Below are 14,885 nucleotides of genomic sequence, written 5' to 3' on the forward strand. Positions count from 1 at the left end.
GAGCGGCTAGGCGTCGAGCCCGATGTCCTCGTTCCAGAGCGCCGGCTCGCGTGCGATGAACGCGGCCATGATCGACACCATCGCGGGGTCGTTGAGGACGGTCACCTCGACACCCTGCTCTGCGAGCCATGCTTGGCCTGCCGAGAAGTTGCGGTCATCACCGACGATGACGCGTCCGATGCCGAACTGCTTGATGAGCCCGGAGCAGTACCAGCACGGCGACAGGGTGGTGACCATCACGGTGTTCCGATACGTGCGTTGTCGGCCCGAAGCCCGGAAGGCACTGGTCTCCGCGTGCATCGACGCGTCGTCGTCTTGCACGCGGCGATTGTGGCCGACGCCCAGCAGCTCACCGTCTGCGCTGAAGAGTGCGGCACCGATGGGGATGCCGCCTTCGAGCGCACCGAGTGTCGCCTGCTCGATCGCGATCGTCAGCATCTGCTCGTCAGTCAGTATCATCAGGCGCCCGGCTCGAGGAAGGAAACGGCCCTGCGCATCTCGCCGATCGGGTCTGGGACCGCATCCAGTTCGAGCAGCCGAATCGACGCCGCTGGGGAGCTGGTGTAGAGATCGGCCCACGCGTCCCAGTCCACGACACCGTCGCCCAGCGAGCACATGTATTCGCGGTGTGCTTCGTGGATCGATTCGCCGTTGATCTCGATGCCCGCAGGCATAGGACCCGTGGCGTCCTTCCAATGGGCGATGGCGACGCGTTCGAGGTGATCGGCGACGATCTGCACGGGATCGCCGCCGGCGAGCACGATGTGCGCCGTGTCGGGGCAGAAGAACACGTACTCCGGGTCGGTCAGGGAGAGGAGCAGGTCGATGTCGCGGCGAGTTGAGAAGCTGGAGTGAGCTTCGGTGTGGAGGGCGAGCTTCACACCGCGCCGAAGCGTCTGGTCGCCGACAGCATGAGCGACGTCCGCGAACCGCTGCAGGAACTCCAGGTCGATGAAGAGCGGGGGTTGTGCGTGGCGGCTGCGCCGCATCGGGGGTCCAGCGACGAGTACGTCTCCGCCCGTCTCGCTGAGGAAGTCCGTGTAGGCGAGGGCGTCTGCTACCGCTTGTGCAGAGGTCGTCCCGTGTCCCCAGTCCTCGGCGAGGATGAAGCCGCCCGTGAGCGCCAGTGCGCGGCTGTCGAGTTCGCGCTTGAACGCGGCCGCTGATCCGAACGCGTCGATCGCGGACTGCCAGTCGGCGGGTGGGAAGGTGAGCTCGAGGTGGCTGACGCCTGCTTCGTTGAGCGCATCGAAGATGTGGTTCCAGATGCGCTTCGGGTCGCTCTGCCGGATGTCCATGATGTCGTCGTAGCTGTCGACCCCCCCCAGAACGACGGGTGGTAGAACGTGATGGCGTCGACGCCGTACGCAGGCTTGTCCAGTGTCATGTGTCTTCCTTCTGCTCAGTTGCTGGCAATGGTGGCCGTGGGGCCCTGCGGCGCAGGGCGGTCCGGACGGCTGATGATGTGCACCTCTCGGCCGAGGGAGCTGGATGACTCGACGGCTTCGAGGACCTCGAGGACGTGGAGCGCGAGTGCGCTGTCGGCGCGGTGGTGTCCGCCCTCGATGGCGCCGACCAGATCGGCGACGCCGATGCCACGCAGCAGTTGCTCCGGGCTGTCGGGTGCACCGCTGACGGTGAGCGCCGGCTCGAGTTCCGTCCAGACGTCCGCATCGTTCCGGCGGAGGAGCACCGGCCCGTCGAAGTGGTTGGGGTCGGGGACGGAGAGTGCGCCTTCAGTCCCGTACACCTCGATCTTCGGCAGGTGGCTCTCCCAGATGTCGAAGCTCGCGACCAGTGTGCCGACGACGCCGGAAGCGAAGGTCAGGGTCGCGCTGGCGTGAGTGGTGGTGGTGACGCTGACCTCATCCACGACACGGTCGGGTGCAGTGACAGCGCGCTTCGACGCGCCGATGCGCGTGGTGCCGGAGACCCGTGCGACGGGTCCGAGGAGGTTCACCATGCCCGCCACGTAGTACGGACCCATGTCGAGCAGTGGACCACCTCCGGGCTGGAACAGGAAGCCGGGATTCGGGTGCCACCGTTCGGCCTGCGAGTGGGTGATGAACGCGACGACGCCGATCGGCTCGCCGATGTCTCCGCGATCGATGGCGGCTCGCGCAGTCTGCGAGGCACTTCCGAGGAACGTGTCCGGGGCGGAGCCGAGGAGCATGCCGGTCTTGGCGGCCGCGGCGATCATCAGTTCCGCGTCGGCCAGTGCGGCGGCCATCGGCTTTTCGACATACACGTGCTTGCCTGCCTGAAGCGCCTGAACGGTCACTGCAGCATGGGCGAGGGGCGGGGTGATGTTCACGACGATGTCGATGCCGTCGTCGTCGAGCATCGCCGAGAGCGTGTCGTGCGCGGTGATGCCGGCTTCTGCGGCGAGCTGCCGTGCAGCGGCAGGGACGGCGTCGGTGACGGCGACGACGCGCAAGTGCGAGAAGCGCGCGATGCCGGCGATGTAGCGGCGGGAGATGTTGCCAGCGCCGATCAGCCCGATGGTGGCCGGTGGTGGTGGTGTGTTCACGTGTGAGACCTTGCTTTCGTAGGGGTGGTTCAGCCCTTGACGGCTCCGGCGGTGATGCCGGCGACGAAGTAGCGCTGCAGCGAGACGATGACGATGAGGGGGACGAGGACTGCGATGAGGGAGCCTGCGGAGAGCAGGTTGGTGGCACCTCCGGATTGGGATTGCAGGAGATTTGCGAGCTGCAGGGTGATGGGGGCGTTCGCAGAGGCCGGCCCGACGAAGATCAGTGGAGTGAGGAGGTCGTTCCACGTCCAGAGGAACTGCAGGATGCCGAGGGAGGCGAGGATGGGCGCGGACAGCGGGAGGATGATCTGGAAGAACACGCGGAGCTCGCTTGCGCCGTCGACCTTCGCCGCCTCGATGAGCTCCTCGGGAAGCGACGCCATGTAGCCGCGCATGAGGAACACGCCGAAGGGCAGCGTGAAGCCCAGCGACCACAACCAGACCGCCGCCGGGTTACCGGTCAGTCCGACAGCGCTGAACAGCTGCACCAGGGGTGCCAGGGTGACCTGAGGAGGTACGACCATGAGTCCGACGAGTGCCGCGTAGACGATTCCTTTGCCGCGGAAGTCCCAGCGGGAGAGCGCATGCCCCCCATAGGCCGCGAGCAGGACGGTGAGGATCACCGCGGGAATGGACATCGCGAGCGTCGCGGGCACGGTGCTGCCGAGGCGCATGACCGTTGCGGCGGCGGCGAAGTTGTCGAGTGTGATGAGCGGGTCGACGAAAATGTTCCACCAACCGCTCGCGGCGGTGTCCGGATTGGTGCGGAGGGCCGCGGCGAGCAGTTGCAGGATCGGTGTGAACCACACGAGGCAGGCGACGGTGACGATGGCGTGGAGCACGATCCGTCCGAAGCGCTGCTTCGGATGGATCCGCCGCCTCCGGTGAAGGGGGCGAGGAGCGGCGGTGTCAGTGGTGGAGGCTGCGGCGCTCATAGGGTTCCCTGCTGCCGGACGGATCGGATGTTGAACCAGATGATGGGGGTGGCGACGACGAGGAGCACGATGGCGATCGCTGCCGCGTGTCCGAGTTGCTCGGGGCGATTGAACAGCTCGCCGTACATCTGGTTGGCGACGACGTTGGTTCCGTTGTTGCCGTTGGTCATGACGTACACGACGTCGAAGATCTTGATCGCTGCGATGATCTGCGTCGTGAGGACGGTCAACACGCTCGGCCAGATCGCCGGAAGGGTGACGTTCCAGAACGCTCGGAACTCGTTGGCGCCGTCCAGACGTGCTGCTTCGAGCAGCTCGGTCGGTACCGCCTTCACAGCAGCGGACAGGACGAGGAGGGCGATTCCGAGTCCGGCCCAGGCGGCGACGACGACGAGCGCCACGGTGTTGAGCCACTGCGCGTCGCTCGGTGGCCTCGCAATCCACGGGACGGGTTCGAGACCGACCAGTTGGCGGAGGGCGTTGAACAGTCCGAGCTGGGTGCGGCCTTCAGGGGCATAGGCGTACAGCGCACGCCAGGTCACGGATGCCGCGACGAACGAGATCGCTGTCGGTAGCACGAGGATGACGCGGGCCACGGCCTCATATCGGACTCGATCGATCAGGACCGCCAGCACTATGCCGAGGACGACGAGCGCTGCCGGAAGGAGCACCAGCCAGATGATGTTGTTGAGCAGCAGTGGACGCATCGACTCACCGAACGCCCACGCGAAGTTGTCGAAGCCGACGTTTCCGGTACCGTCGGGGCCAGCGAAGGTGAGCATGACCGAACTGACGATCGGATAGAGCAGGATGACGCCGACGACGATGATGATCGGGGCGAGCCAGAACCAGGGACGGATGCGTCGCTGGGTGGTAGGGGAGAACCTGACGAGCAGCCGTTCACCGGCAGTCGTGAAGATGATCACGACTGCCGGGATGACGACCGTTCCCAGGAGGAAGGGAACGATGAGCATGGACTACTTCCCGCTCGCTGCCTGGATCTTGGCGAGCTGTGCATCGAGGCTGCTCGGATCCTGGACATACGCGATGATCGCCTGGTCCCACGCGCTGATGACCGCGGAACCCTGCGTCGTGGACGGGCCGGGCGAGAGGTACTTCGCCTGGTTCAACAGTTCGGCCGAGGCGCGCATGGCTTCGTTCGGGTAGGCGTCGAGGGGCACCTTGTTGTTCGCGACGCTCCAACGCCCGCTCGCGGCGATGAGAGCCCGAGCCTCGGCACTGGCCCAGTACTTCACGAAAGCGCGAAGCGCGGGACTGTCCTTCTCCTTGAATGCGTAGAGGACGTGGCCGGCGACTGCCTCGGACTCACCACCTTCGGCGTTGTCCGCAGGGACAGGGAAGAAGTCCATGTCCGCGGGGATCTCGACCGCGGGGTTGTTCGCGGTGACCAGACCGCCGATGTAGTTGCCCCACAGGGAGAGCTGGCACTGCTGCGGATCCGTGAACATGCCGTCGGCGTAGTTCGCGAAGGAGGTCGACACGACCGTTTGGGGGCCGCCGTTGACGAGCGTGGCCGAGGTGGCGATCGAGCCGAAGCGCTCGAACGCCGCCTTGACCTCGGGCGACGTCCAGGGAAGTTCGCCGGACGCCCAGGCAGCCATCTTCTCCGGCCCCCACATCTTCAGGAACGTGTTCTGGATCCAGGACTCGCCGGGCCAGCCAGAACCACCGCCGGCTTCCAAGCCGAGGCACCACGGCGCGACACCGGTCGCGGCCTGTTGTGTCGCCCACTCCTCGAGCTCGGTCCAACTGGACGCGTCCTTGGGGCCGTCGTAGGTGGCCGTGTTGTACCAGACGGCGAAGCTGTCCGCCTCGCCCCAGAGGCCGTACACGGTGCCGTCGACGGAGGCGACATCGAGCAACCCCTGGTTGAAGTTCTCCCGCAGCGTCTCGTCGCCGACGATCTCACTGATGGAGAGCAGTTGACCCTGCCGGGCGAAATCCTGCATCAGGCCGGAACCCTGGCCATCCACCAGGTCGGGTGGGTTGCCACCGTCGACCGCGGCTTGCACGACCTTCGACTGGTCCTGGGACGCCGTGTAGTCGATCGCGGTGCCGGTCGCTGTCGTGAACGGTGCCATCGCGGCGGTGATCGCGTCGCCTTCTTCCCCGCCGACGATACCGACGACGGAGAGGCTGCCGCCGAACTGCTCGTCCGCTGCGACCTCCTTCGCCTTCGCGACGGCAGCGTCGATGAGCGCTTGTGGGATGACCACGCCGGTGCCACCGGTCGCGGTCGAGCCGCCGCTGGAATCGCCGGCGCTTGCGCACCCTGAGAGGCCGAGAGCGGTGACGACGCCGAGGGCGACGACTGTCGAGACGGCATGCCGCCGAGTTGTGATGAGAGACATTGCAGGAACTCCTTCGTCCGGAATGCGAACTGAACTGGATACAAACGATGCGGTGCAGGTAGTGCCAGAACCGCACGGATCCGACCGCCGGGATGGGGGCTTCGTGGAGGTCGGAGAGTGCGTGGAGGTAATTATGCGCGGTTGTATCAAAATAAGCTAGTCCCGAACTAGAATGGGTTCGTGCCACCAGATATCGGACCAGAGCGAGGCGACCCGAGCGCCATGCGGCGTATCAACTCCGCCGCAACTCTGACGACGTTGTACGGCACGGACGAGGCCCTGACCATGGCCGAGCTCCACACGGCGACGGGGTTGTCCCGTCGCACGCTGGACCTCATCCTCGGACCCCTGATCGACGTGGGCTGGGTCGAGGACAGATCTCCCTCCTCGAGCGTGACGCGCGCCGCTGGACGGCCTGCGAAGTCCTACCGATTGAACGTTGAGGGCGCCTGCGTCGTAGCGATCCAACTGGACATCAACCGCCTGTCCGTGGTGGTCAGTGACCTCCGCGGCACCGCGCGTGGCTCGAGTGACGCGGCCGCACCCGAGTCGATCAGCCGCGCCGATCGCATGGGGATCCTCAGCCGAACCGTCGGCGAGGCGCTCGACGAATCCGGGCACTCCTTCGGGTCGGTGCTCGCAGTGACGGTCTCCACTCCTGGTGTCGTCCATGACGACGGCACCGTCGACCTTCCGCTCAGCATGGCCGAGTGGTCCGGGTTCTCGCTCAGCGCTGAGCTGCACGACATGTTCCCGTGCGAGGTGGTCGTTGAGAACGACGCCAAGCTCGCCGCTATCGGCGAGAAATGGGCAGGCACCGGAGCGGCGGTCGAGAACTTCATCTGGATGCGATTCGACGGAATTCGAATCGGTATGGGTGTCGTGATCGGCGGAGAGCTCTATCGCGGGCACGACGGAGCTGCCGGCGAAATCGTCTGGGCCGACGCTTTCGGATTCCGCCGCATACATGGTCACGTCATGAGCGGACTCGTCGACGCCGACCATCCGCGACATGCGGACGCTGTCGAAACGGCCGCCCTCGCTCGGGCCGCGGATGCTCACGCGCTCGGGGTTGTCGACGAACTTGCGGATATCATGAAGCCCGGTCTGGTCGCCTTGTCATGGGCGCTCGCTCCGGACGAGATCATCATCGGTGGTGCTCTCAGTCAGATCTCGGATCTCCTGATCCCTGCTCTGGAACGCTCGCTCGGCACAGAGCGACAGCCAATCGCCACCCGCATCATCGGATCACGGCTCGGCGAGGGTGCGATGCTCGCGGGAGGACTGCGGAGATGCCTGGACACGGTGCAAGCTCGCCTGCAGACGCCGGCAGACCTCCCGAACCTCCGAATCGTCGACGCTTTCGCCGAGCCTCGTCGGGTTTGATCCGCAACACGGGCAAATCTGATGACCTGGCCTGCGTATCCGACGTGGGGAGTGTGCGCGACTCACCGGCCCGGGCACAGCGGCTCAGCGACCGCCGGTGGATTCGTTCAGCCGGCCGGCGAGCAGTGCCCCGAGGAGCCCGAGCGCGGCGGTCAGCCCGAAGACCGCCAGGAACGCCGGGGTCGTCGCACCGAGCCGGGCGACGACCGCTCCGCCGACGCCCGCGATGGTCGCGGTGGCGAGCGTCTGCGCGAGCTGCAGACTCGCACTGATGCTCCCCGCGCTGTCGGCCGCCGTCGACGCCATCGTCGCTGAGGTTGCGGCGTTGAAGGCGACGCCCATGCCGATCCCGGCGATCGTCCAGCCGATGATGGCCCACCCTGGCCACACGTCTGGTAGCGCGACGGCGATGCCCATGAGCGCCTCGCCACCCACGAGCGCGATGATGCCGAGGCGCGTCGACCGTGCGCGTCTGCCGGGCCACGCGGTGTCGATCCGTGCCTGTACGAACGACCCGACGGTCCAAGCGAGCGCGCCGGCGGCGAGTCCCAGACCGGCGAGGGTGACGTCGAATCCGTGGACACTCGTCAAGCCGAGCGGCAGGAATGCCTCCGACCCGAAGTAGACGCCGCAGAGGATGAAGCGGATGACGATCCCCACCGGGGCGCCGCGTCGGAGCCGGAGGGTTCCGGACGGCAGGATCCACCGCAGCGCCAGGACAGCGCCGACGAGTCCGCCGATGACCAGCGCCACGAGGGCGGGGAGCGCGTCCAGTTCGAGGCCGAGGAGCACGGCGCCGGTGCCGGCGGCGAGTAGGAGCGAGAACCACGCCGGGGCGGGGAGCAGCCGCCGCGAGGGGGATGCCGAGCTCGGCCCCGGGCGGGACAGCCGTCGGGCGCCGGGCAGCACGAGCGGGAGGAGGACGAGCGTGAGCGGTGCGATCGACCAGAAGACGACCCGCCAGTCGAGCAGTGCGGTCATCGCTCCGGCGAACACCGGTCCGATGAGCGACGGGATCGTCCAGGCCGAGGAGAGGAACGCGAACATCACGGCCTGCAAGCGTGCCGGATAGGCGATGCCGACGAGACTGTAGGCGTAGGCCATGATCGCGCCGATCCCCAGTCCCTGGAGTGCGCGGGCCGCGATGAAGACGCCCCAGCCGGGGGCGAGCCCGGCGAGCAGACAGCCGAGTGCGAAGACGATGGTGCCGACGAGGACAGTCCGGGCCGGTCCCCGGCGGTCGATGTCGGCGCCCGCGATGACGGTGCCGACGATGTTGGCCAGCATGAGCGCCGAGAGCCCCCAGCCGTATCCGCCCAGGCCGCCGAGCTCCTCGGCGACCGTCGGGAGGATCGTCGCGACGCCGAGCGATTCGAACGCCACCGCGCCGACGCTCGCGAGGATGCCGATCGTGAACCCTCTGAATCGCGGCGAGAAGACCCCGCCGGTAGCGGTGTCCCCAGGGCTATCGCCGGGGCTGTCGCCCCTCGTGTCGCCGTCGGGCATCGTGTCGTCACTCATCATCGCTCCTTCAGTTTCATTCCACTACGGAACGTAATTAATCTACGGTATGATCACGGTATGGAGCAACCGGAGCGTGGGGATGGGTCCACGACGATCCCGGCGCCACCTGGTCGCCCGCGCGACACGACGATCGATGCGAGAGCGACCGAGGCGGTCGTCGAGATGCTCGCCACCGTGCCGTACAGCGCCCTGACGCTCGAGGGGGTCGCGGCGGCCGCAGGCACGAGTAAACCGGCGTTGCGGCGCCGCTGGGGCAGCCTGCCCGGAGTCGTCGTGCACACCCTCATCTCCGTGCTCGGGACGACGCCGACGCCCGACACCGGGTGCGTCCACTGCGACCTGATCACCGGCATCTCCACCCTGGCGGACGCCTTCATGGGCTCCCCGATCACCCGAGCGCTTCCCGGACTCGTCTCCGACCTCGAGGCGGATCCGGAGTTGCGGGAGGTCTTCCGTCGTGACTACTTCGAGGCGCGACGGGCTACCTCGCGCGCGGTGCTCGAGCACGCGGTCGAGCGTGGCGACATCGAGGACGGCCTCGACATGGAACTCACGCTCGACCTCCTCGCAGCGCCGCTCTACTACCGTGCCTTCTTCGGGCACCAACCGATCGACGCCGGCCTGGCCGAACGGACCGTGCTGAGCGTCCTGAACGGCGTCGCTTCAGTCGACTGGCAGCGACACCACCGAGCACTGCCCAACTCATCGAGAACGAACGGAGCACCATCATGACCGCAGACGTCCGCAACATCACCGCGGCGCTCGCCAGCATCACCGAGCACTGGCAGCCGCACCGCCTGACGAGCATCAACGACTACGACGTGAAGGTCGTCAAGCTGCAGGGTGAGTTCGTCTGGCACAGCCACCCTGAGACGGACGAGCTGTTCCTGGTCCTGGCCGGTGAACTCACGATCCAGCTCCGAGACCAGGATGTGGTCCTCCGCCCCAACGACGTCTACGTCGTCCCCAAGGGCGTCGAGCACTGTCCGAAAGCGGACGGCGAGGTTCACGCGCTCCTGATCGAGCCCGTCGGCACCGTGAACACCGGCAATGTCGGCGGCGACATGACGGCGGAACTCCGCGAGCTCGACTGACGGTGTGCTCGACTCTCGGCCTGCGACGCCATGGGTGGCCGTGAAGGGGCATGGCGCGCGTCCGCTCACCGGGCACGTTCGTGAGTGAGTCGTCAGGCTACGAATCCGGCCTGAACCGCGGAGAGGACAGCATGACCGATATGATCCCCTGGACTGCAGGAACCTGGACCAACGAACCGGCCCGTGTCGCCACCGACGGCGACGGGCTGCGGGTCACCGCACGCGAGGGCAGCGACGCGTGGCGCGTCACGTCGTACGGCTTCGTCCACGCCTCAGAGCACGCACTCCTGGCACCGATGGCACCTGAAATCGCGGTTGAGGTGCAGTTTCGCCTCGATTTCTCCGGGCAGTTCGACCAAGCGGGAGTCTTCGTCAAGGTGGACGACGAGACATGGATCAAAGCCGGTGTGGAGCTCAGCGACGGGGAAGTAAGCCTGGGCGCCGTCGTGACCCAGGGGACATCGGACTGGTCGTTGTCACCAGTGCCTGAGTGGGCAGGGCGGTTCGTGACCGTCCGCTGCAGCCGATCGGGCAACGCGCTCACCGTGCGCGCCCGAGTCGACGACGAACCCTGGCGCCTCGTTCGGGTCGCACCACTCGACTCGAACGCCCAAGTGACGGCGGGCCCGTTCTGCTGCGCCCCATCGCGCGAAGGGTTCACTGTTCAATTCACCTCGTGGCGGCGCACCTCGCCCGACGCCGGTCTTCACCCCGAGGGGTGAGGTGCGAAAAGAACACCCGGGGTCGCGCATCCTCGCCCAGGTGAAACTCGACCGCCCCGAACGAGAGGGCGTCACGGGCAGCCGCCAGGCCTGATCGATATAGGCTCCTGGCATGGATACCGCCGCTCGTCGTGTCGCACCGCGCGCCGCCGTCTTGGCGCTCGTGGTCGGCTGTCTGCTCTCGGGCTGCACGCCTACGCCGGAGCCGGTGACGCCCACGCGTGCGGCGGCAGCCTCGCGGGAGGGGACCGGTGAAGTCCGCCACGATCTCTCACCCCTCATCAACCGCTTCCCGCAACTCCAGGGCGCCGAGGCGGCCACGTGGCTGTCGGGCACGCTCGGCGAGGGGCGCGCTCCCGGCCCGACCACGTACTGGATCGATGCCGTCGTCGTACTCGACGCGTCGAACTACGCCGCACTGCGCGCGAAAGCCGACGCTTCAACCGAGACCGCCGACCTCCCGGACCTCGATCCAGGCCTCGACGAATCCCTCCCGGCGGGCCCGTTCGCGCGAGCGGACACGCTCGATGAGGAATTCTCAGCCACAGAGCGCTCGGCGGCGGTGTTCCTCGACGACTCGACCAGGTCGGTCGTCCTCTCGACCCGCTTCGAGTAACCGGTTGGTGCACGGGTCAGCATCTCTGGCTCGGCCAGGGTGCGCCCGGTCGGCGTGCTATTCAGCCCGTACTACACCTGTCATCATCTGGCCGCTTGATAACCTTTGTGCCCTCTCAGTGTCATTCGCAGGTGACGTAGCGACGGTTACGGAGGCCTTCGGCTCGGGATCCGGCATGCCGCAGCCACCCGCCCCGCTTGCGAAGCCGGCGATCGACCTGCATACTCGATTACCGAGCGACTACTCGGTTTTCGGCACAGTGGCTCGAATCGACTCAACGGTGAGAGGACTAGAGCATGACGACAGCGAGCGGATCCGCGGCTGGAATGCCTTCGGGCATGACGACATCAACGGCGACGGCGGGACGTGGTACCGCCTTCGAGGAGCCGACGCAACCGGCGAAGCGCAGCTACGTCACCTGGTTGCTCCTCGCGCAGCTGGTCTTCTTCATCGCCCTCCTCGGGCCCGCGATCGTCGGTATCGGCATCAAGATCCAGTCCTTCGTCGACGCGGGCGTCATCGACCAGAACGGCGCGACGGGCGCGGCTGCCGTGCTCGGCGGGTTCGGTGCACTCTTCGCCACCATCGCGAACGTGGTCTTCGGCCGCCTGTCCGACCGGACGACGAGTCGCCTCGGCCGAAGGCGCGTCTGGATCGTCGCCGGCACCGTGATCATGACGGTCGCCTTCACGATCATGGCGCTCGCCCCCGACCTGCTGGTCGCGACGATCGGTTGGTCACTCGCCCAGCTCGGTGCCAACATGGCGCTCGCGCCGTTCATCGCGACGATCGCCGACCAGGTTCCCAAGTTCCAGCGAGGCAAGGTCACAGCAGCACTCGGCATCTCGCAGAACGTCGGTATCCTCGGCGGAACCTACGTCGCCCAGGCGTTCCAGGACCAGCTCGTCATCATGTTCGTCGGCCCGGCGATCCTCGCCATCGTCGTGATGGTGATCTTCGCCGTCGTGCTCCCCGACCGTCGACTGCCCGTCGCACCGCCCCGCGCAACCCTGCGGGATTGGGCCGAGACCTTCTGGGTCAGCCCCCGCAAGCACCCCGACTACGCCCTCGCCTGGTGGTCGCGCTTCCTCATCACCTTCGCGAGCTTCGGTTTCACGACCTTCCGGTTCTTCTACCTGCTCAACCACGTCGAGGCGCCCGAAGCCGACATCCCCGCGATCATCTCGACCAGCGTCCTGATCTACACGGTGGCGCTCATCGGAGCGAGCTACTTCGCCGGCTGGCTCTCGGACAGGATCGGCCGCCGCAAGGTGTTCGTGTGGAGCTCCACCGCGCTGTTCGCCGTCGGCACCTTCGCCCTCATCTTCGTCCAGGACGTCGGCTCGTTCTACGTGCTCGAGGCATTGCTCGGCATCGCCTACGGCATCTACGTCGGCGTCGACCTCGCCCTCGTGGTGGACGTGCTGCCCGACCAGGAGAACGCAGGCAAGGACCTCGGCGTGTTCAACATCGCCAACGCCCTGCCGCAGACCTTCGCGCCGCTCATCGGCGGCATCCTCGTCTATGTGAGCGATCCCACCGGCAACAACTACGGGTTGTGGTTCACCGTCTGTGCGGTCGCCGCCATCCTGGGGGCGGTGGCGATCTTCCCCATCAAGAGCGTCAAATAGAGCTGTACCAATCGATGAAAACCGAAAGTGAACCGACCATGTCCCTCCCCGTAGCGTCCGTCCAGCTCTACACGTTGGCAAAAGAATTCACGTCCGACCCGAGCGGGTCGCTCGACAAGCTCGCCGCCATCGGTCTGAAGAACGTCGAAGCATTCGACTTCGTGCGCCGTCCGGCTGAGATCCGTGCTGCGCTCGACGCAAGCGGTCTCGCCTCGCCCACCGGACACGCACCGCTGCTGTCCGACGAGCTGTGGACTCCGGACGGATCCATCCCGACGCCGGCCCCCGAGGTCGTCTTCGCTGCAGCCGCCGAGATCGGCATCACGACCGTCATCGACCCGTTCGTCGCCGCCGACCGCTGGTTGACCGAAGACGGTGTCGCCGACATCGCCGACCGCCTGAACAAGGCGGCCGAGGTCGCAGCCGCCTTCGGCCTCAAGGTCGGCTATCACAACCACGCTCAGGAGTTCCTGGCCTCCTTCGACGGCCAGACCGCCTACGAGCGATTCGTCGCGCGCACCGACGAGCGCGTCGCGATCGAGCTCGACCTGTTCTGGGCGCTGACCGGCGGACAGGACGCCACCGAGCTCGTCACGAAGCTCGGCTCGCGCCTCATCGCCGTGCACGTCAAGGACGGTATCGCTCCAGCGTCCAACCCGTTCGCGCCCGACGCTCCGGCCTTCGGCTCGGAGACCCTCGACCAGCAGCGCCACCCCGGAGACGACCAGGTGCCGCTCGCTGCGGCACTCAAGGCTGGCGAGGGTGCAATCGAGTACGCCGTCATCGAGTACGACAATGCCCCAGGCGACGTCTTCGCCGACATCCAGGCCAGCTACGACTTCCTCGTGAAGGGTGGGTTCGTCGCATGAGCGGTCCCGTCGGAATCGGCGTCATCGGCGTCGGTGTCATCAGCGACACCTACCTTGAGAACCTCGCCTCCTTCCCCGATGTGGAGGTCCTGATCGTCGGTGACCTGCTGCTCGACCGCGCGAAGAGCCAGGCGGAGAAGCACGGTGTGCCCGCGTGGGGTTCGGCTGAGGACGTCCTCGCTCACCCCGACGTCCAGGTCGTCGTCAACCTGACGATCCCAGCTGCCCACATCGAGGTGTCCGCCGCCGCGATCGCGGCCGGGAAGCACGTCTGGACCGAGAAGCCGTTGGGTCTCGACCGCGACGGTGCCGCCCAGCTGTTGCGCGATGCGGCTGCGAAGGGACTCCGCGTCGGCTCGGCGCCCGACACCGTCCTCGGCCCTGGCTTCCAGACCGCCAAGCGTGCCGTGGCCCAGGGGGTCATCGGCGAGCCGATGTTCGCCTCCACCACGTTCCAGACCATCGGTCCCGACGTCTGGCACCCGAGCCCGGCGTTCCTCTTCGCCGAGGGCGCTGGCCCACTGCTCGACATGGGCCCGTACTACTTCACCGGTCTCGTCAGCCTCTTCGGCTCGGTCGACAGTGTCGTAGCGCTTGGGCGCAAGAAGTTCGAGGAGCGTGTCATCGCCACCGGCCCGAATGCGGGGACGACGTTCCCGGTCGAGGTGCCGACGTCGCTGCAGGTGCTGACCGCGTTCGCGGCCGGCCAGCAGGCGTCGAGCCTGCTGAGCTTCGACTCCGCGCTCGAGCGCCACGGCGTGTTCGAGATCCACGGCACGGAGGGGTCGCTGGTCATCCCGGACCCGAACCAGTTCGAGGGTCGGAACGCCTTTGTGCAGGCACGTACCTCGATCAGCGACGGTGCTTGGGGTGAGCAGGAGTGGATCGAGATCGAGCAGGAGGGCGTGGTCGTCGGCCGGGGTCTCGGCCTGCTGGACATGGTCCGTGCCATCGCCGAGGACCGACCACACGTCGCAACCGGTGAGCTGGGCTTCCACGTGCTCGACGTCCTGCTTTCCGCGCAGGAGTCGGTGGAGAGTGGACAGGTCGTCAGCGTGTCGAGCTCCATCGCGGCACCTGTTCCGGCTGTGCCCGTCGACTTCGACCCCTTCGCGCAGACGCTGTAGGCAGTCGCTGGGTCCCGTTCTCTCTGGGCGCCACCGACGATCTGCTGAGTATTCGATCAGTCACAGGGGTGCCCGG

Annotated in this window: 15 protein-coding genes; 8 read left to right on the forward strand and 7 right to left on the reverse strand. The window is 66.9% G+C overall.

The features are described 5' to 3' along the window. Window positions 1-6: 6 nt before the first annotated feature. The 6 genes from ABMA10_RS00580 to ABMA10_RS00605 form a co-directional block, all read right to left on the reverse strand. Window positions 7-459 (reverse strand): nucleoside deaminase, encoded by a 453-nt coding sequence (locus ABMA10_RS00580; RefSeq protein ID WP_347867909.1) that lies wholly within the window; start codon window positions 457-459, stop codon window positions 7-9. Beyond that, window positions 459-1,298, reverse strand: a complete 840-nt coding sequence (locus ABMA10_RS00585) for a sugar phosphate isomerase/epimerase family protein (protein WP_431031088.1) — start codon at window positions 1,296-1,298, stop codon at window positions 459-461. The genes ABMA10_RS00580 and ABMA10_RS00585 overlap by 1 nt, the downstream gene beginning before the upstream one ends. Window positions 1,299-1,402: 104 nt before the next feature. Then, on the reverse strand, window positions 1,403-2,530 hold the full coding sequence (locus ABMA10_RS00590) for a Gfo/Idh/MocA family protein (protein ID WP_347867907.1): 1,128 nt from the start codon (window positions 2,528-2,530) through the stop codon (window positions 1,403-1,405). A gap of 29 nt (window positions 2,531-2,559) precedes the next feature. Continuing rightward, the gene (locus ABMA10_RS00595; protein ID WP_431031089.1) at window positions 2,560-3,375 is read right to left on the reverse strand and encodes a carbohydrate ABC transporter permease; all 816 of its coding nucleotides are present in this window, start codon (window positions 3,373-3,375) and stop codon (window positions 2,560-2,562) included. Window positions 3,376-3,464: 89 nt separating this feature from the next. After that, a complete protein-coding gene (locus tag ABMA10_RS00600; RefSeq protein ID WP_431031090.1) occupies window positions 3,465-4,442 on the reverse strand; it encodes a carbohydrate ABC transporter permease in 978 nt (325 codons plus the stop codon). Between the two features lie 3 nt (window positions 4,443-4,445). Further along, window positions 4,446-5,840: an ABC transporter substrate-binding protein gene (locus ABMA10_RS00605; RefSeq protein ID WP_347867904.1), complete on the reverse strand. Its 1,395-nt coding sequence runs from the start codon at window positions 5,838-5,840 to the stop codon at window positions 4,446-4,448. A 180-nt stretch (window positions 5,841-6,020) separates the two neighbouring features. Between ABMA10_RS00605 and ABMA10_RS00610 the strand changes: the two genes are divergently transcribed. Next, window positions 6,021-7,226, forward strand: coding sequence for an ROK family transcriptional regulator (locus ABMA10_RS00610; RefSeq protein WP_347867903.1), 1,206 nt, complete (start codon window positions 6,021-6,023; stop codon window positions 7,224-7,226). Window positions 7,227-7,310: 84 nt separating this feature from the next. On the opposite strand, the gene ABMA10_RS00615 is transcribed toward ABMA10_RS00610, so the two are convergent. Further along, window positions 7,311-8,747, reverse strand: coding sequence for an MFS transporter (locus tag ABMA10_RS00615; protein WP_347867902.1), 1,437 nt, complete (start codon window positions 8,745-8,747; stop codon window positions 7,311-7,313). Between the two features lie 60 nt (window positions 8,748-8,807). Here ABMA10_RS00615 and ABMA10_RS00620 point away from each other — a divergent pair, with 60 nt between their 5' ends. From ABMA10_RS00620 to ABMA10_RS00650, 7 genes are all read left to right on the forward strand, one after another. Beyond that, the gene (locus tag ABMA10_RS00620; protein WP_347867901.1) at window positions 8,808-9,482 is read left to right on the forward strand and encodes a TetR-like C-terminal domain-containing protein; all 675 of its coding nucleotides are present in this window, start codon (window positions 8,808-8,810) and stop codon (window positions 9,480-9,482) included. After that, window positions 9,479-9,844: a cupin domain-containing protein gene (locus ABMA10_RS00625; RefSeq protein WP_347867900.1), complete on the forward strand. Its 366-nt coding sequence runs from the start codon at window positions 9,479-9,481 to the stop codon at window positions 9,842-9,844. Before ABMA10_RS00620 ends, ABMA10_RS00625 begins: the two co-directional genes overlap by 4 nt. Before the next feature lie 131 nt (window positions 9,845-9,975). Next, the gene (locus ABMA10_RS00630; protein ID WP_347867899.1) at window positions 9,976-10,566 is read left to right on the forward strand and encodes a DUF1349 domain-containing protein; all 591 of its coding nucleotides are present in this window, start codon (window positions 9,976-9,978) and stop codon (window positions 10,564-10,566) included. 112 nt (window positions 10,567-10,678) lie between these two features. Next, window positions 10,679-11,182 carry a hypothetical protein gene (locus ABMA10_RS00635; RefSeq protein ID WP_347867898.1) on the forward strand — a complete coding sequence of 168 codons (504 nt, stop codon included), beginning with the start codon at window positions 10,679-10,681 and terminating at the stop codon, window positions 11,180-11,182. Window positions 11,183-11,520: 338 nt separating this feature from the next. After that, on the forward strand, window positions 11,521-12,813 hold the full coding sequence (locus ABMA10_RS00640; protein ID WP_431031091.1) for an MFS transporter: 1,293 nt from the start codon (window positions 11,521-11,523) through the stop codon (window positions 12,811-12,813). A 38-nt stretch (window positions 12,814-12,851) separates the two neighbouring features. Further along, a complete protein-coding gene (locus ABMA10_RS00645; RefSeq protein WP_431031092.1) occupies window positions 12,852-13,682 on the forward strand; it encodes a sugar phosphate isomerase/epimerase family protein in 831 nt (276 codons plus the stop codon). Continuing rightward, a complete protein-coding gene (locus ABMA10_RS00650; protein ID WP_431031093.1) occupies window positions 13,679-14,809 on the forward strand; it encodes a Gfo/Idh/MocA family protein in 1,131 nt (376 codons plus the stop codon). Before ABMA10_RS00645 ends, ABMA10_RS00650 begins: the two co-directional genes overlap by 4 nt. Window positions 14,810-14,885: the final 76 nt, after the last annotated feature.

It is taken from the genome of Plantibacter sp. RU18 (assembly GCF_050613355.1).
Classification (GTDB): domain Bacteria; phylum Actinomycetota; class Actinomycetes; order Actinomycetales; family Microbacteriaceae; genus Plantibacter.